The sequence below is a fragment of the Pseudomonas sp. AC070 genome (assembly GCF_979258635.1).
On the sequence record NZ_OZ409871.1, the window covers coordinates 3,768,435 to 3,786,265 of the forward strand.

Here is a 17,831-nt window from a genome sequence, read left to right on the forward strand (position 1 = left end):
TCCTCTTAAACCGCAACCAGGCGCACGCTCGCGCCCTCACCGACGCCCAAGGCCTCAGCAACATCAGCACTCAGGTTCACCGGCTTGCCCGGCACCCAATCCAACTCCACCACCACCGCGCGAAAATCCTGCAGCTGGCCGTTGGCAACCAAATACAAGCGGCCTTTGCCAGGCTCGCCGACACGCGCCGGCACCACACGACTTTGTGCAATCGAGCGAATGCCCGAGGTGCGCGCATGCAGCGTCGGGCCGCCGTCGAAGATGTCGATGTAGTGGTCGGTTTCAAAGCCTTCGCGCATCAGAATGTCGAAGGTGATCTGCGCACGCGGATGCACTTGGCCCATGGCTTCCTGGGCTTCGTCGGGGAGCAATGGCACGTAAATCGGGTAATGCGGCATCAGCTCGGCCAGAAAGGTCCGGCTCTTCAGCCCGCACAGGCGCTCAGCTTCGGCGTAGTTGAGGTCGAAGAAGTTGCGACCCACGGCGTCCCAGAACGGCGAGTCGCCCTGCTCGTCGCTGTGGCCAACAATCTCCACCACCACCGCATCGGCAAAGCGCTCCGGGTGGCTGGCCACAAACAGCAGGCGACCACGGGAGTTCAGCTCGGCCCACGGCGAATCCACTAGCGGCTGCTCAACGTAGAAGCTGGTGAGCAGGCTGTTGCCGGTCAGGTCGTGGCACAGCGACAACACGTGAATCTTGTTGTGGATCGACAACGAGCGTGAAGCGTGTACGAAGGTTTCGTTGCGGAAGCTGTAGAACGGCTCGGAATAACCGGCCGAAGCGACAACGCCAGAGCAGCCGACCAGGCGGCCGGTCTCGGTGTCTTCCAGCACGAAGAAATAGCTCTCTTCGCCATTGAAACTGACCTCGGCGGCGAACGACGCTTCCGACGCGGCGATTTTATCGCCCAGCCGGCCGGCATCGTCCGGCAGCGAAGTAACACCAACCGGGCTGTCCGCGGCCAGACGTTGCACGTCAGCCAAGTCAGCCATTTGCGCAGGGCGCATCACCAGCATGGTGTTACTCCTTAAATTCTCTTGGTATTTGAAAAGCGGGAACGCTGAAGGCTCGAATTTTGTAGGAGCGGCCGGTTCGGGGCTCCGGTTAGCCGCGATGCTCTAGATGTGTCTTAAGGGCATCGCGGCTGAAGCCGCTCCTACAGGATCGGGAAAGCTTCAGCGTTCGCGTAAGCCGTCAGGCTTGGGTCAGCTTGGCCACGGCGCGCTCGAAGCGGTCCAGACCTTCGTCGATGTCGGCGTCCGGAATCACCAGGCTTGGCGCGAAACGCACCACGTCCGGACCGGCTTGCAGCACCATCACGCATTCTTTTTCAGCGGCGTTGAGCACGTCTTTGGCTTTGCCTTTCCAGGCATCGCTCAGCGCTGCGCCGATCAACAGGCCCAGACCGCGCACTTCGCTGAAGATGCCGTACTTGGCGGCCATGGCCTCCAGGCGCGCTCTGAAGCGCTCGTGCTTGGCTTTCACGCCGTTCAGTACTTCCGGGGTGTTGATCACATCCAGCACCGCGCCGGCGACGGCGCAGGCCAGCGGGTTGCCGCCGTAAGTAGTGCCGTGCACGCCAACCGCCAGGTGCGAGGCGATTTTAGTGGTGGTGAGCATGGCGCCAATCGGGAAACCGCCGCCCAGGCTCTTGGCGCTGGAGAGAATGTCTGGCGTGACGCCGTAGTTCATATAAGCAAACAGCTCGCCGCTGCGGCCCATGCCGCTTTGCACTTCATCGAACACCAGCAGCGCGTTATGGGCATCGCACAGTTCGCGCACGGCCTGCAGATAGGCTTTGTCGGCCGGCAAAATACCGCCCTCGCCTTGCACCGGCTCAAGCACCACGGCGCAGGTTTTATCCGAAATGGCGGCTTTGAGGGCAGCCAGGTCGTTGAATGGAACGTGGGTGATGCCTTCGATTTTCGGGCCAAAGCCATCGGAATACTTCGGCTGCCCGCCCACGGTTACGGTGAACAGCGTGCGGCCGTGGAAACTGTTGGTGGCGGCGATGATTTCGAATTTTTCCGGGCCATACACGTCGCTGGCATAACGGCGCGCCAGCTTGAAGGCGGCTTCGTTGGCTTCGGCGCCGGAGTTGGCGAGAAACACGCGTTCGGCAAAGGTGGCGTCGACCAACTTGTGCGCCAGGCGCAAGGCCGGCTCGTTGGTGAACACGTTGGACACATGCCAGATTTTGTTGGCTTGTTCAGTGAGTGCCTTGACCAGCGCCGGGTGCGCGTGGCCCAAGGAGTTCACGGCAATGCCGCCAGCAAAGTCGATCAGCTCTCGGCCGCTTTGATCCCAGACTCGGGAACCCTCACCACGCACCGGAATAAACGCGGCTGGGGCGTAGTTGGGCACCATCACCTGATCAAAATCGGCGCGCTGGACCTGCACTTGCTCAACGGACATCGAAGCTCTCCTGACAAGGACCGCCGACCCCACAGGCCGGCGTTGGAATGAATTGTAGGGACTGATTTGGGGAGGGCATTGTCGGCATGCGACAACTTCTTATAGCGCCAACCCCTGATTTTTCGCGGCTTTCATAAAGGCGACAGAAAGGGTCGCGAAGGCGCAGTTTAAACAGTGTTGGCGGCGGGACGGAAATATGATCGAAGCGGGGGTTATGGGATCTCGAGCGACGGCGCCTTCAAGTATCCGAGGTCAAGAGCATCGCGGCTAAAGCCGCTCCCACATGGAACGAGGCTTGAAGTGCGCCCCAAAAGTTGGACACCCATCCAACCTTTGGGGCTTCTTCCATGAGCAAGTACACAACGCATTTCAAGCTGTCTGTTATCACCGCCTTCCTTGAGCGAGGCCGAGGCTTTCGCTTTATTGCTGAGCAATTCCAGCTAGATCCCACCCTGCTTCGGCGTTGGGTAGAAGCCTACCGGTTGCATGGCGATGCCAGCCTGCGGGCCCGGCCAGTCAGCTATAGCGCAGAGTTCAAGCTCGCTGTTCTTCAGCAGATGTGGCGTGAAAATCTTTCTTTTCGTTGCGTGGCTGCGGCTTTCAATTTGGGTAATTCAACCCAAGTGGGCATATGGCAGCAGCAGTATTACAGTGGCGGCTTTGAAGCCCTGGAGTCAGCCAGGAAAGGACCGCCCGCCGTTATGACACTACCTCCCGCCAAGCCCTTTGCACCTGAAACCACAAGCGATGAAGATCTTTCGCATGCTGAGTTGCTGCTCAAGCTACGCAAGCTCCAAGTGGAGAACGCCTGGCTAAAAAAGCTCAAGGAGCACAGGGAGGAGAAGAAAAGGCAGGAGAAAGCAGCAAAGAAAAAACGAAGTTGATCACCGAGCTGCGTGATCATTTCTCGCTCGAAGAACTGCTTGAAGTCGCGCAGTTGGCGCGCAGCACGTATTACTACCAGCTCAATCTGATGAACACCGGAGATCGGTTCGCGCCTCTGAAAGCCTCTATCCAGAGCGTTCAGGAGGAGCATATGGGGCGCTATGGCTATCGCCGAATGACCGCTGCGCTGCGTAATGCTGGCCAGATGGTTAACAGCAAAACGGTGCGGCGCCTCATGGGCGATCTAAATCTCAAATGCACGGTGCGACCGAAAAAGTACCGCTCGTATCGGGGCTTGGTCGGCAAGGCTTCGCCTAATGTTTTGGCCCGTCAGTTTGAAGCGGACCAGCCAAACCAGAAGTGGGTCACGGACGTAACCGAGTTCAAAGTGGCCGGCGAAAAGCTTTACCTGTCCCCGGTGCTGGACCTGTTCAACGGCGAAATCGTTGCCTATCAAACCGACACCCGACCACGTTACGCCTTGGTAGGCCGCATGCTGGAGCAAGCGCTTGAAGGTCTGCCCGAGACGGCAAAACCGCTGCTGCACTCAGATCAGGGCTGGCACTACCAATATCCTGACTACCGGGAGCGCTTGGAAAAAGCAGGCCTGAAGCAAAGCATGTCACGCAAAGGCAACTGCCTGGACAACGCCACAATGGAGAGCTTTTTTGGCACGCTTAAGTCGGAGTACTTCTACCGCGAGCGTTTCGATAACGTCGCTCAGCTGCAAGCCGGGCTGGACGAATACATCCGTTACTACAACCATGATCGGATCAAGATGAAGCTAGGCGGCCTCAGCCCTGTTGCTTACAGAGCAAAGGCCGTCATGGCTTAACCAGTACGTGTCCAACTTTTGGGGCGCACTTCAAACCAGGGCTGTCTGTGGGAGCGGCTTTAGCCGCGATGCTATTAAATGTGCGGCAAATTAGCCGCGTTCGGACGGAATCGAGCTCAGTTCAAACGGGCTGCTGCTGCGCCGTTGGTTGCGGTCTTCGCGGGGGGTGGCGCCGAAGAAGTTGCGGTAGGCGCTGGAGAAGTGCGGGCCGGAGGAGAAGCCGCACGAAAGGCCGATCTGGATGATCGATTTGCTGGTTTGCATCAACAGTTGGCGCGCTTTGTTCAGGCGCAGTTCCAGGTAGTACTGGCTTGGAACGCGGTTGAGGTACTGCTTAAATATGCGTTCGAGCTGACGGCGCGACACGCAGACGTGCTGGGCAATTTCGTCGGTGGTCAGCGGCTCTTCGATATTGGCTTCCATCAACAACACGGCCTGGGTCAGCTTGGGATGACTGGAGCCGAGGCGGTTTTGCAGAGGAATGCGTTGGCGCTCGCCGCCTTCGCGAATGCGCTCGACCACCAGCTCTTCCGACACCGCACCCGCCAGCTCAGCGCCGTGGTCGCGGGCCAGCACGGCCAGCAGCAGGTCCAGCACGGCCAGGCCGCCACAGGCGGTGAGACGGTCGCGGTCCCAGTCGAATAAATGGCTGGTGGCGATCACTTTGGGGAAACGTTCAGTGAAGTCGTCTTGCCAGCGCCAGTGTACGGCGGCGCGATAGCCGTCGAGCAAACCGAGTTGCGCCAGCGGGTACACGCCTGCCGACAAGCCGCCAATCACGCAACCGGCGCGCACCATTTGTTTCAGTGCGCTGGACAGCGCCGGGGCCAGGTGCCCTGGCGGCTCGTCCGCTAACAGAAAGAGTTTCTGGCAGCCTTCGAGCTTGCCGGCCCAGGGCTCGCCGGGCAGACGCCAGGCGCCCTCGGTGGCCGGTTCGGCCTGGAGAAATACCAGTTCATAGGCCACTTCGGGGTGCACCCGCTGGGCGACACGCAAGGCTTCTTCGGCCAGAGCCAGGGTCATGGCCTTGGTGTTGGGCCAGAGGAGAAAACCGATTCGGTGGGCAGTCATGGCTGGCAGTCTAGGCTCTGTTGCCATGCATTCACATGGCCGGTTGTGCTGCTACGAAGCAGTCTTAGGTTAATAGCCGCGCTGAAGCTTACTTCAAGCTGCCGGAAAGAAATTGCTTGAGACGGTCGGACTGCGGATTGACCAACACTTCCTTCGGGCAACCGCGCTCTTCCACCACGCCTTTGTGCAGAAACACCAGTTGGTTGGAAACTTCGCGAGCAAAACCCATTTCGTGGGTGACCACAACCATGGTGCGCCCCTCTTGGGCCAGGTCCTGCATCACTTTCAGCACTTCGCCGACCAACTCGGGGTCAAGCGCCGAGGTGGGCTCGTCAAACAGCATCACTTCCGGTTCCATCGCCAGGGCGCGGGCGATGGCCACGCGCTGCTGCTCGCCGCCCGACATATGCGCCGGGTAGGCATCTTTACGATGGGCCACGCCGACTTTCGCCAGGTAATGCTCGGCCTTTTCGATGGCTTCTTTTTTCGGCACGCCGAGTACATGCACCGGCGCTTCGATGATGTTTTCCAGCGCAGTCATGTGCGCCCACAGGTTGAAGTGCTGAAACACCATCGACAGACGCGAGCGCATGCGTTGCAGCTGCTTGGGATCGGCGGCTTTCAGCGCGCCTTCCTTGTTGGCCACCAGCTTCAACTCTTCGCCATTGAGCAGAATCTTGCCGCCGTGGGGCTGCTCCAGCAGGTTGATGCAACGCAGAAAGGTACTTTTGCCCGAACCACTGGAGCCGATGATGCTGATCACATCGCCCGCCTTGGCTGCCAGCGACACGCCCTTGAGCACTTCATGGCTGCCGTAGCGTTTATGCAGGTCTTGGACTTCAAGTTTGTACATGGTTCAGGTTCTCGGCAGGCAAGGGTTCAGCCGTGGCTGGCGTTGCTAATTCGGAAATTTCTCAGGCCTTACGCGGCGCCAGGTAGGCCAGCCAGCGGCGCTCGGCCAGCTTGAACAGGCGCACCAGCACGAAGGTCAGGCACAGGTAAATGGCACCGGCAGTGATATAGGCCTCGAAGGCCAGGTAGAACTGCGAGTTGATGGTTTTCGCCGCACCGGTGATGTCCACCAGCGTGACGATCGACGCCAGGCTGGTGGTGTGCAGCATCATGATCACTTCGTTGCTGTACTGCGGCAGCGCCCGGCGCAGGGCCGAGGGCAGCAGAATGCGGCGGTACAGCTTGGCGCGCGACATGCCCATGGCCTTGGCCGCCTCGATTTCGCCATGGGGAATCGATTTCAAACTACCGGCAAGAATTTCCGCGCTGTACGCGCTGGTATTGATGGCAAACGCCAGGCAGGCGCAAAACGTGGCGTTGGACAGGTACGGCCACAGCACGCTTTCGCGCACACCGGCAAACTGCGCCAAGCCGTAGTAGATGAGGAACAGCTGCACCAGCATCGGCGTGCCACGAATCACGTAGGTGTACAGCCAGGCCGTGGCATTCACCAGCGGCTGCCGGGACACACGCATCAAACCCAAAGGCACGGCAGCCGCCAGACCAACCGTCAGGGAAATCAGCAACAGCTTAAGGGTGATCAGGATGCCACCCAGGTACAGGTGGATGTTTTCCCAAATGGGCGCGAAGTCGAAAATCATAATTCAGCCACCTTCATGCCGACCGAATAGCGTTTTTCCAACGCCCGCAACAGCAGCAACGACACACTGGTGATCGCCAAATACAACGCCGCCACCACCAGGTAGAAGGTGAACGGCTGATGCGTCGCGTCGGCGGCGTTCTTGGCTTTGAACATCATGTCTTGCAGGCTCACCGTCGAGACCAAGGCGGTGGCTTTGACCAACACCAGCCAGTTATTGGTAAAACCGGGAATGGCGAACCGGATCATCTGCGGCACCAGCACCCGGAAGAACACCTGCATACCGCTCATGCCGTAGGCGGCGCCCGCCTCGCTCTGCCCCTTGGGAATGGCCATGAAGGCGCCCCGGAAGGTTTCCGACAGGTACGCACCAAAGATAAAACCCATGGTGAACACGCCGGTGGCGAACGGGTCCAGGTCGATGTAGTCCTCAAAGCCCAGCAGCGGCGCCACGCGGTTCACCACGTCTTGGCCGCCGTAGAAAATCAGCAGAATCAGCACCAGGTCGGGAATACCGCGAATGACCGTGGCGTAGGTTTCGCCCAGCAATGCCAGCCACTTGATCGGCGATAAACGAAACGCAGCGCCGATCAGGCCGAGCACAATCGCCAGCGCCATCGAAGTCAGCGCCAAGGAAATGGTCAGCCATGCGCCGTCGAGAATGGTCGAGCCGTAGCCGTTGAGCATGATGAAGAGCCCGTGAGAATAAAGGTCGCTGAGGGAGAAGCCAGTCCGGCACTGCGGTTGGCCGCACTCGCTTTAAGCGATAACCGCATCGCAGCCAAAGCCGCTCCCACAGAGATCTGTGGCGCAAACAAAAAGTGGCACATCCCGTCAATCGAGCCTGTGCCACTGTCAGCGTGCTGGAGTTACTTGCCGTAAACGTCGAAGGCGAAGTACTTGTCTTGCACTTGCTTGTATTTGCCATTGGCGCGAATGGCCAGGATGGCCGCGCTGATCTTGTCGGCCAGGGCTTTGTCGCCCTTGCGCACAGCAATGCCTTGACCTTCACCGAAGTATTTCTCTTCGGTGAAGTCTGGGCCGGCGAAGGCGAAGCCTTCACCGGCGTCAGTTTTCAGGAAGCCGTCGTCGATATTCACCGAGTCCGCCAGGGTAGCGTCGAGGCGGCCCGAAGCCAGGTCGAGGAACACTTCGTTTTGCGAGCTGTAACGCACGATTTCGGCGCCGGCCGGGGCGAAGACTTCGGTGGCGTAACGGTCATAAACCGAGGAACGCTGCACGCCGACTTTCTTGCCTTTCAGGTCGGCCAGTGGGTCGTTGAGGGTGGTGCCGGCCTTCATCGCCAGCTTGGCTGGGGTGGAGTAGTACTTGCCGGTGAAATCGACTGACTTCTTACGGTCGTCGGTGATCGACATGGACGACAGAATCGCGTCGAACTTGCGAACTTTCAGCGCCGGGATCAGACCGTCGAACTCTTGCTCGATCCATTTGCACTCGACCTTCATCTCTTCGCACAGGGCCATGCCGATGTCGTAGTCGAAGCCGGTGATTTTGTCGTCAGGAGTCTTGAAGGCGAAGGGCGGGTAAGCCGCTTCAATACCGATACGCAGGGGCTTGGCATCATCGGCCATGGCCAGGGGCGACAGCAGCGACACCGCCAGGGCGCCGAGAAGGGCGAGCTTCTTCATCGTGGACTCCTTATTAGGTCGTGCGCTGGGTAACAGGCCGACCGTGAAATTATAGGAAGAGTCGCCATCTTTGCCGGGTGATAACCCGAAGGGACGAAGCTCATCGGCCGACGCGCGAGTAGCGGCGTCTGGGTGGCGGCATTCTAACGACAGCCCTAAAGCCGATATTTCTTCAATGCGACAAGTAATTACAAAACGGCTTTGGGAGGCGCTTGAGCTATTGACAGCAGCTGCGAAAAGCGGCAGCCGCGAGGACGCGGGTAAACGGGAAACTACAGCAGGATTTGGGCCAGGTTTTTATGGACCCTTGCGGGCATTGGGTTTTGCACGGCGAGTTGTTTTTTCCGCAAGCATAAATCGCCCGCAAAGTGGGCAGACTGTTTCCGATTGCCCCGTTGTGGGTCGGGGGTGATACCGGGTGGGTTAAAGGCGGATAAAAATCTTTTTAACAACACCCTTCATCCACGCGCAGGTGGCGGTTCGACGATTCGGGATCCAGAGTTTTGCATTGGCTCGAAGATCGAGCCAAATCCGAAACTCTGGATTCCCGCCTGCGCGGGAATGACGGGTGTTTTGTTTGGGGTTTTCGTACTCCTGCTTTGCGTCAGTCGACACACAGCCATCAGTAAAAACCCCCGTCATCCTCGCGAACGCGGGGATTCAGTATCTGACAGGGAAATCCAATTCTTTCGAAACTCTGGATTCCGAATCGTCGCACCGCCGCCTGCGCGGGAATGACGGGTGTTTTGTTTGGGGTTTTCGTACTCCTGCTTTGCATCAGTCGACACACAGCCATCAGTAAAAACCCCCGTCATCCTCGCGAACGCGGGGATCCAGTATCTGACAGGGAAATCCAATTCTTCGAAGCTCTGGACTCCGAATCGTCGCACCTCCACCTGCGCGGCAATGACGGTGTTAGGTGCAAGAGAGGCGCAAAACAAAACGCCCGCAACCAAGCGGGCGTTTTGCTACAGCGAAGCCGTTACGCCACCGCTTGCTGCATCGCCTTGTGCGTATCAATCAAATGCTGCACCACACCCGGATCGGCCAGGGTAGAGATGTCGCCCAGGCTGTCGTACTCCGCCGTGGCGATCTTGCGCAGGATGCGGCGCATGATTTTGCCCGAGCGGGTTTTCGGCAGGCCCGGCGCCCATTGAATGACGTCCGGCACGGCAATCGGGCCGATCTCTTTGCGCACCCATTGTTTGAGTTCCTGGCGCAGCGCTTCGCTCGGCTCCTCGCCGTTGTTGAGCGTGACATAGACGTAGATGCCCTGCCCTTTGATGTCGTGCGGCATGCCGACCACGGCGGCTTCGGCCACTTTCGGGTGGGCGACCATGGCGCTTTCGATTTCGGCGGTGCCCATGCGGTGGCCGGACACATTGAGCACGTCGTCGACGCGGCCGGTGATCCAGTAGTAACCGTCTTCATCACGGCGCGCGCCGTCGCCCGTGAAGTACATGCCACGGAAGGTTTTGAAGTAGGTGTCGACGAAGCGGTCGTGGTCGCGGTACAGCGTGCGCGCCTGACCTGGCCACGAGTCGAGGATCACCAGATTGCCCTCGGCCGCGCCTTCGATCAGGTTGCCCAGGTTATCCACCAGCGCCGGCACCACGCCGAAGAAAGGCCGGGTCGCCGAGCCAGGCTTCAACGCCGTGGCCCCTGGCAGTGGGCTGATCAGCACGCCGCCGGTTTCGGTCTGCCACCAGGTATCGACAATCGGGCAGCGCGACTGGCCAACGGTTTCGTAGTACCAGTTCCAGGCTTCCGGGTTAATCGGCTCGCCCACCGAACCCAGCAGACGCAGGCTTGAGCCGTCGGCGCCTTCGATGGCCGCCTTGCCCTGGGCCATCATGGCGCGGATCGCAGTCGGCGCGGTGTAGAGGATGTTGACCTTGTGCTTGTCGATGATCTTCGACACCCGGGTAATGTCCGGGTAGTTCGGAATGCCTTCGAACAGCAGCGTGGTCGCACCGTTGGCCAGCGGGCCGTACACGATATAGCTGTGGCCGGTAACCCAACCGACGTCGGCAGTGCACCAGTACACCTCCCCCGGCTTGTAGTCGAACACGCGCTCGTGGGTCAGGGCGGCGTAAAGCAAATAACCGGCGGTGGTGTGTTGCACGCCTTTGGGTTTGCCGGTGGAGCCGGAGGTGTAAAGGATGAATAGGGCCTCTTCAGCGCCCATTTCCTTCGGCGCGCAGACGCTGCCGGCCACCTTCATCAGGTCTTCGTACCAGATGTCGCGGTGCTGGTTCCACTTGATAGGCGAACCGGTGCGCTTGCACACGATCACTTTTTGAATCGAGCTGGTTTCCGGGTTGGTCAGGGCGTCGTCGACGTTGGCTTTAAGCGGGGTTTTCTTGCCGCCGCGCAGGCCTTCATCGGCGGTGATCACCACCTTGGAACGGCAGTCGATGATGCGCCCGGCCAGGGCTTCCGGCGAGAAGCCGCCGAACACCACCGAGTGAATGGCGCCGATGCGTGCACAGGCCAGCATGGCGACCACAGCTTCGGGAATCATCGGCATATAGATGGTCACCACGTCGCCGCGGTGCACGTCCTGGCCGCGCAGGGCGTTGGCGAATTTGCAGACTTCTTCGTGCAGCTCGCGGTAGGTGATGTTGCGGTGTTCGGAAGGATCGTCGCCTTCCCAGATGATCGCCAGTTGATCGCCACGCTCGGCCAGGTGGCGGTCCAGGCAGTTGGCAGACACGTTCAGGGTGCCGTCGGCGAACCATTTGATGTCCACGTGGTGATCGTCAAACGAGGTTTGTTTCACCACCGAGAACGGCTTGATCCAGTCCAGGCGCTGGGCCTGTTCACGCCAGAAGCCATCGGGATTGACCACCGACTGTTGGTACATGGACTTGTAGCTGGCCTCGTCGGTCAGCGTGTTAGCCGCGACCTCAGGACGTACGGGATACACAGCACTCATCGGGGATACCTCGGGCAACCGTTGTTTTTGTATGGCGCCTTTTGTAGCCCTCCCCTCCCCGCTGGGCCATTCGACCATGGTCTTACCGGGGCGCGTGAACCACAGGCGAGAACCCGCTCCCCTCACCCTAACCCTCTCCCCTCCGGGGCGAGGGGACTGAACGAGGTGGCATGACAAATTGCGGTAAGGCTCCCCTCTCCCGCTTGCGGGAGAGGGGCTGGGGGTGAGGGCCGATGTTTACTCCTTACCCAACCCATACTGCCGCAGCTTGTTGGCAATGGTGGTATGCGAAACCCCCAACCGTTTGCCCAACTGCCGACTACTCGGGTGCTCGTGATACAGCCGCTCCAGCACCGCCTGTTCAAAGCGCCCGAGAATCGCGTCCAGCCCGCCTTCCAGAGAAAAGTCGCCCAGCGGCTGCGGCGCGCCGTAGTCCGGCAGGCGGATATGCTCGGCCTTCACCAATGCGCCATCGCACAGCGACACCGCCTGAAACAGCACGTTTTCCAACTGCCGCACGTTGCCCGGCCAGTGGTAGTGGTTCAGCCGCTCGAAGGCCGGCGCCGCGAGCGTGGGCAGCGGGCAACCGATTTGCCGGCTGGCCTGGTCGAGGAAGTGTTCAACCAGCGGCATCAGCCCATCGAGACATTCGCGCAGGGGTGGAATGTGCAGGCTCAGCACGTTCAGACGGTGGTACAGGTCTTGGCGGAATTCGCCTTTGGCGCACAGTTCGGACAAGTCCACCTGAGTGGCACAAATCACCCGCACGTCGAGGTACACCTCTTCGTCGCTGCCAACGCGGCGAAAGCAGCCGTCTTGCAGAAAGCGCAGCAGTTTGGCTTGTAGGCGAGGGCTCATTTCGCCGACGCCGTCGAGAAACAGCGTGCCGCCCGCCGTCAGTTCCAGCAGGCCAAGCTTGCCTTCGGGGCGCGCCCCTTCGAACGCGCCGGGGCCGTAGCCGAACAGCTCGGTTTCGGCCATCGACTCGGGCAAGCCCGCGCAGTTGAGCGCCATAAACGATGACTGGCCGCGCGGGCTGGCCAGGTGGCAGGCGCGGGCCAGCAGTTCCTTGCCGGTGCCGGTTTCCCCTTCGATCAGCAATGGCGCATCCAGCGGCGCCATGCGCCGGGCTTCACGCACCACGGCGGCGAGCACCCGCGAACTCTGGAAAATGCTGTCGAAGCCGCGAAGTTCCTGCTTGCGCACGTGGTAGATGCGCTCGCCTACCCGGTCGGCGCGGTGCAGGGTCAGCACCGCGCCGGCCATGGCGTCGCTTTCTTCGTGCTCGGTTTGCAGCGGCGCGATGTCGGCGAGGAACACGTCGCCTTTGATCTTCACCCGCAGGCCGTTAATGCGCGATTTGTTGGCGCGCACCAGCTCCGGCAAGTCGAAGTCTTCGGCGTAACGCGACAGCGGCATGCCTGGCACTTCATCAACGCGCACGCCCAGCAACTGCGCCGCCGCCCGGTTTGCCGCGACGATGGAGCCAGCCATGTCGATGGACAGCACCGGAAACTCCAGCGCCCCCAGCAACGCATTCAATTCCAGGTGCCGCCGCTCGCTGGGCATCAGCCCCACGCGCTTAACGCCGAACACACCGCCAATCGCCTCGAACTTAGGTCGCAGCGATTGGAATTGCAGGTTGATCAGGTTCGGGCAATGCAGGTAGATGGCGTTGCCCTGCTCACCGCCGACCTCGCCGCGCGCGACGTTGATGCCGTACTCGACGAGCAGATTGAGGATGTCGCGAAGAATGCCAATCCGGTTCTGGCAATGGACTTTGATACGCATGGCGGGCTCATTGTTGTTGTTCTGATAGGCGCTGCTATCACCGTCGCTATCAGGAAAATCTGACGACGCGGCGGAATTTTCGTAAAGGATAGTTTACGAATGAGCGCGCCAGCAATACGACGCCTCGCTGCTTTCGCTCGCTTGTCATCATTTCTTTACGGTTTTGAACACCCGTCATCACGCCGTATTGCCGCGGCCCAGCTGAAATCAGGCCCGCCGCAGGTTATCTCTAGCTCCACAAGCGGTCGTCAATAACAACAACGAGAGAGGCAGCGATGAAGCAGTCGCACTACGTGGCACGCGAGCCGGACGGCAAGGGGTTTATCGACTACCCCGATGCCGAGCATGAAGTCTGGAACACCTTGATTACGCGGCAGCTGAAACTGGTCGAAGGCCGCGCCTGCCAGGAATACCTCGACGGCATCGAGCAATTGGCCCTGCCCCATGAGCGCATTCCGCAGCTGGGCGAAATCAACCGCGTGCTGGGCGCGACCACCGGCTGGCAGGTGGCGCGGGTACCGGCGCTAATTCCCTTCCAGACGTTCTTCGAATTACTCGCCAGCAAGCAATTCCCGGTCGCCACGTTTATCCGCACGCCCGAAGAACTCGACTACTTGCAAGAGCCGGACATTTTCCACGAGGTGTTCGGCCACTGCCCGCTGCTCACCAACCCCTGGTTCGCTGAATTCACCCACACCTACGGCAAGCTGGGCCTCAAGGCCAGCAAAGAGCAGCGCGTGTTTCTTGCCCGGCTGTACTGGATGACCATCGAGTTCGGCTTGGTCGACACGCCACACGGCCGCAGGATTTATGGCGGCGGCATTCTTTCCTCGCCGAAGGAAACCCTCTATAGCCTGTCCGATGCACCGGAGCATCAAGCCTTCGACCCGCTGGACGCGATGCGCACGCCCTACCGGATCGACATCTTGCAACCGTTGTATTTCGTGCTGCCCGACCTCAAGCGCTTGTTCGACCTCGCCCACGAAGACCTCATGGCGATGGTTGCCCAAGCTGCCCAACTGGGCCTGCACCCCGCAAAATTTCCGCCGAAAGCGGCCTGACTTTTCTGACTGGAGCCCCCGATGACTGCCCTGAACCAAGCCCACTGCGAAGCCTGCAAAGCCGATGCGCCGAAAGTGTCGGATGACGAACTGGCCGTGCTGATCAAGGAAATACCGGACTGGAACATCGAAGTGCGCGACGGCGTGCTGCAACTGGAAAAACGCTACGACTTCAAAAACTTCAAACATGCCCTGGCCTTCACCAATGCCGTCGGCGATATCGCCGAAGCCGAGGGTCATCACCCTGGCCTGCTCACCGAATGGGGCAAAGTCACCGTCACCTGGTGGAGCCATTCGATCAAAGGCCTGCACCGCAACGACTTCATCATGGCGGCACGCACCGATCAGGTGGCCAAGACCGCGGAAGGCGTGAAGTGAGCCATTTCGACACGGTGAAACGCGTGCCGGGCGACCCGATTCTCGGCTTGATCGACGCCTACCGCAGCGACAGCAATCCGCACAAAATCGACCTCGGTGTGGGCGTGTACAAAGATCCCCACGGCAACACGCCGATTCTGCCCTCGGTGAAAATTGCCGAGCGCCACCTGGTCGATAGCGAAACCACCAAGAGCTACATCGGCGGCCATGGCGACCCGCTGTTCACCCAGCACTTGGCGCGCCTTGTGCTGGGCGCCGACTCGGCGCTGCTGACCGGCAACCGCGCTGGCGCCACGCAAACTCCAGGCGGGACCGGCGCGTTGCGCCTGGCCGGCGACTTTATTCGCCATTGCCTGCCTGGGCGCGGCATCTGGCTGAGCGATCCAACGTGGCCGATTCACGAAACCCTGTTCGCGGCGGCCGGGCTGGCGGTGCATCACTACCCCTATGTCGACGCCGACAACCGCCTGGCCTTCGACGCCATGCTCGCCGCGCTGCAGCAAATTCCGCGCGGCGATGTGGTGTTGCTGCACGCCTGCTGCCACAACCCCAGCGGCTTCGACCTGGATCAGGCTCAATGGCGTCAGGTGCTGGACGTGGTGCGCACGCGCGAGCTGCTGCCGCTGATCGACTTCGCCTACCAGGGTTTCGCCGAAGGCCTGGAAGCGGACGCCTGGGCCGTGCGCCTGTTCGCGGCTGAATTGCCGGAAGTGCTGATCACCAGTTCGTGCTCGAAAAACTTCGGCCTCTACCGCGAACGCACCGGTGCGCTGGTGGTGGTGAGCGCCACCCCGGATTCACTCACCGACGTGCGCAGCCAACTGGCAGCCATCGCGCGCAACTTGTGGTCCACCCCGCCCGCCCATGGCGCGGCGGTGGTGGCGCAGATTCTGGCGGATGAGGGTTTGCGCCTGACCTGGCAGGCTGAAGTCGAGGCCATGCGCGTGCGCATTGCCCAGCTGCGTCAGGGTTTGCTGGCGGCCTTGCAGCCGTATGGTTTGACTGAGCGTTTCGCCCATATTGGCAGCCAGCGCGGGATGTTTTCGTATACCGGGTTGAGTGCCGAGCAGGTACAGCGACTGCGCGATGAGCACAGCGTGTACATGGTCAGCTCGGGGCGGGCGAATGTGGCGGGGATTGATGAACGGCGGCTGGATTATCTGGCGGCGGCGATTGCCAAGGTGGGTGGTTGATCGCGACATCCTGTGTTTGCAGGAATCGAGGCTGAAGCCTCTCCTACAGGTACTGCGCAATCTGTAGGAGAGGCTTTAGCCTCGAGCTTTTAAAGCGGACTTACCTCAAAACTCCACCTTCCCCCTCCCCGCCTTGATCGCCCCACGCTGACTCTTGCCCTCCAACCGCCGCTTCTTCGAGCCCAACGTCGGTTTGGTCGGCCGGCGTTTTTTCTCCACTTTGCTGGCGGCCAGAATCAGCTCTTTCAGGCGTTCAAGCGCATCGGCGCGGTTCTGTTCCTGGGTTCGGTATTGCTGCGCCTTGATCACCACCACGCCATCGCTGGTGATGCGGCTGTCGCGCCATTGCAGCAGCCGCTCTTTGTAGAACGGCGGCAGCGACGAGGCGTTGATGTCGAAGCGCAGGTGCATGGCGCTGGAGACTTTGTTCACGTTCTGCCCACCGGCGCCCTGAGCGCGAATGGCGCTCAGCTCAATCTCGGCGTCGGGTAGGTGCACGTTGTTGGAAATCTCCAGCATTGGACGTTCGCTCTTTTGCTTTTTGCAGGGGTCAGTCTGTGGCGACTTGCAACGCGGCGGTGCGTGCCCGCGACAGCTTCAATCGGTAGCACGCCCACATGATGACCAGCCACACCGGAATCGCGTACACCGACACCTGAATGCCCGGAATCAGCAGCATCACGCCGAGAATGAACAGCACGAAGGCCAGGCACAGGTAGTTGCCGTAGGGGAACAGCAAGGCGCGGAAGGCGGTGCGTACGCCGGTTTGTTCCATGCGCTGGCGGAATTTCAGGTGCGAGTAACTGATCATTGCCCAGTTGATCACCAACGCCGCCACTACTAGCGACATCAACAGTTCCAGCGCGTTTTGCGGCACCACGTAGTTCACCACCACAGCCAGCACCGTCACCAGCGCCGAGAGCAGCAAGGCGTTTACCGGTACGCCGCGTTTATCCACTTTGGCGAATACTTTGGGCGCGTCGCCCTGCTCCGCCAGGCCCAGCAACATGCGGCCGTTGCAGTAGGTGCCGCTGTTGTAAACGGACACCGCCGCCGTCAGCACCACAAAGTTGAGCAAGTGCGCGGCGGTGTTGCTGCCCAGCAGCGAGAACACCTGCACAAACGGGCTGCCGCTGTACGGGTCGCCGGCGCTGTTGATGTGTTCGAGCAACAGGTTCCAGGGCGTCAGCGACAACAGCACGACCAGGGCGCCGACGTAGAAAATCAGGATGCGGTAGATGACCTGGTTGATCGCTTTGGGAATCACGCTTTTTGGCTGATCCGCTTCGGCAGCGGTGAAGCCGAGCATTTCCAGGCCGCCAAAGGAAAACATGATAAAGGCCATGGCCATGACCAAGCCGCTGATGCCGTTGGGGAAGAATCCGCCGTGGGCCCACAGGTTGCTGACCATCGCCTGCTCACCGCCAGCGCCGCTGACCAGCAAGTAGCAGCCCAGGGCGATCATGCCGACGATGGCCACCACCTTGATCATGGCGAACCAGAATTCCGCCTCACCGAACAGTTTTACGTTGGCCAGGTTGATGGCATTCACCAGCACGAAGAACACAGCGGCCGACACCCAAGTCGGAATTTCCGGCCACCAGTAGTGAATGTATTTACCCACGGCGGTGAGCTCGGACATGCCCACCAGAATGTACAGAACCCAGCAATTCCAGCCGGACAAAAAGCCGGCGAAACCACCCCAGTATTTGTGTGCGAAGTGACTGAACGACCCGGCTACCGGCTCTTCGACGATCATTTCGCCGAGCTGGCGCATGATCAAAAAGGCGATAAAGCCGCAAATGGCATAGCCGAGAATCATCGACGGCCCGGCGCTTTTCAGTACCCCGGCCGAGCCCAGGAAAAGCCCGGTGCCGATGGCGCCGCCTAAGGCGATCAATTGGATGTGGCGATTTTTCAGGCCGCGTTTGAGCTGGCCGGAGGACTGACTGTCGTGCATGTAACGTCACCTACTTGTTTTTATCTGTGACGGGATCGGA

The 17,831-nt window shown here is 60.3% G+C and carries 15 protein-coding genes; 4 read left to right on the top strand and 11 right to left on the bottom strand.

Going from position 1 to position 17,831, the window contains the following annotated elements:
- Nucleotides 1-5 precede the first annotated feature (5 nt).
- Complete coding sequence (gene aruF / locus ACZZ0Q_RS16945) at nt 6-1,019, bottom strand: arginine/ornithine succinyltransferase subunit alpha (protein WP_122451800.1); 1,014 nt, start codon at nt 1,017-1,019, stop codon at nt 6-8.
- A 178-nt stretch (nt 1,020-1,197) separates the two neighbouring features.
- Entirely contained in the window at nt 1,198-2,418 is a 1,221-nt protein-coding gene (locus tag ACZZ0Q_RS16950) for an aspartate aminotransferase family protein (protein ID WP_463541491.1), read from the bottom strand.
- A 347-nt stretch (nt 2,419-2,765) separates the two neighbouring features.
- Here ACZZ0Q_RS16950 and ACZZ0Q_RS16955 point away from each other — a divergent pair.
- Nucleotides 2,766-4,138 (top strand): IS3 family transposase gene (locus ACZZ0Q_RS16955; RefSeq protein ID WP_463560771.1). Its coding sequence is split into 2 segments (ribosomal slippage): nt 2,766-3,245 and nt 3,248-4,138, totalling 1,371 coding nucleotides; the frame shifts between segments, so codons are not numbered across the junction.
- 90 nt (nt 4,139-4,228) lie between these two features.
- On the opposite strand, the gene argR is transcribed toward ACZZ0Q_RS16955, so the two are convergent.
- The 7 genes from argR to ACZZ0Q_RS16990 all read right to left on the bottom strand — a co-directional run bounded on the left by argR (nt 4,229) and on the right by ACZZ0Q_RS16990 (nt 13,199).
- Nucleotides 4,229-5,209 (bottom strand): transcriptional regulator ArgR, encoded by a 981-nt coding sequence (gene argR / locus ACZZ0Q_RS16960; RefSeq protein ID WP_463560773.1) that lies wholly within the window; start codon nt 5,207-5,209, stop codon nt 4,229-4,231.
- Between the two features lie 88 nt (nt 5,210-5,297).
- Nucleotides 5,298-6,062 carry an arginine/ornithine transport ATP-binding protein AotP gene (gene aotP, locus ACZZ0Q_RS16965; protein ID WP_122451803.1) on the bottom strand — a complete coding sequence of 255 codons (765 nt, stop codon included), beginning with the start codon at nt 6,060-6,062 and terminating at the stop codon, nt 5,298-5,300.
- A 61-nt stretch (nt 6,063-6,123) separates the two neighbouring features.
- Nucleotides 6,124-6,822, bottom strand: a complete 699-nt coding sequence (locus tag ACZZ0Q_RS16970) for an ABC transporter permease (RefSeq protein WP_463541490.1) — start codon at nt 6,820-6,822, stop codon at nt 6,124-6,126.
- On the bottom strand, nt 6,819-7,508 hold the full coding sequence (locus tag ACZZ0Q_RS16975) for an ABC transporter permease (RefSeq protein WP_271195599.1): 690 nt from the start codon (nt 7,506-7,508) through the stop codon (nt 6,819-6,821). The genes ACZZ0Q_RS16970 and ACZZ0Q_RS16975 overlap by 4 nt, the downstream gene beginning before the upstream one ends.
- A gap of 182 nt (nt 7,509-7,690) precedes the next feature.
- Entirely contained in the window at nt 7,691-8,470 is a 780-nt protein-coding gene (locus ACZZ0Q_RS16980; protein WP_463541489.1) for an ABC transporter substrate-binding protein, read from the bottom strand.
- A 982-nt stretch (nt 8,471-9,452) separates the two neighbouring features.
- Entirely contained in the window at nt 9,453-11,408 is a 1,956-nt protein-coding gene (gene acs, locus ACZZ0Q_RS16985) for an acetate--CoA ligase (RefSeq protein ID WP_463541488.1), read from the bottom strand.
- 237 nt (nt 11,409-11,645) lie between these two features.
- The gene (locus ACZZ0Q_RS16990) at nt 11,646-13,199 is read right to left on the bottom strand and encodes a sigma-54-dependent transcriptional regulator (RefSeq protein ID WP_463541487.1); all 1,554 of its coding nucleotides are present in this window, start codon (nt 13,197-13,199) and stop codon (nt 11,646-11,648) included.
- A 275-nt stretch (nt 13,200-13,474) separates the two neighbouring features.
- Between ACZZ0Q_RS16990 and phhA the strand changes: the two genes are divergently transcribed.
- Genes phhA through ACZZ0Q_RS17005 form a run of 3 tightly spaced genes read left to right on the top strand, consistent with a single transcriptional unit; the run spans nt 13,475 to nt 15,831 of the window.
- Nucleotides 13,475-14,260 carry a phenylalanine 4-monooxygenase gene (gene phhA, locus ACZZ0Q_RS16995; RefSeq protein ID WP_463541486.1) on the top strand — a complete coding sequence of 262 codons (786 nt, stop codon included), beginning with the start codon at nt 13,475-13,477 and terminating at the stop codon, nt 14,258-14,260.
- 21 nt (nt 14,261-14,281) lie between these two features.
- A complete protein-coding gene (locus ACZZ0Q_RS17000) occupies nt 14,282-14,638 on the top strand; it encodes a 4a-hydroxytetrahydrobiopterin dehydratase (RefSeq protein ID WP_463541485.1) in 357 nt (118 codons plus the stop codon).
- Nucleotides 14,635-15,831, top strand: coding sequence for an amino acid aminotransferase (locus ACZZ0Q_RS17005; protein ID WP_463541484.1), 1,197 nt, complete (start codon nt 14,635-14,637; stop codon nt 15,829-15,831). Before ACZZ0Q_RS17000 ends, ACZZ0Q_RS17005 begins: the two co-directional genes overlap by 4 nt.
- A 105-nt stretch (nt 15,832-15,936) precedes the next feature.
- Here ACZZ0Q_RS17005 and arfB read toward each other — a convergent pair whose 3' ends face one another.
- Entirely contained in the window at nt 15,937-16,350 is a 414-nt protein-coding gene (gene arfB / locus ACZZ0Q_RS17010; protein WP_122451812.1) for an alternative ribosome rescue aminoacyl-tRNA hydrolase ArfB, read from the bottom strand.
- A 31-nt stretch (nt 16,351-16,381) separates the two neighbouring features.
- Nucleotides 16,382-17,791, bottom strand: coding sequence for an amino acid permease (locus ACZZ0Q_RS17015; protein WP_463541483.1), 1,410 nt, complete (start codon nt 17,789-17,791; stop codon nt 16,382-16,384).
- Nucleotides 17,792-17,831: the final 40 nt, after the last annotated feature.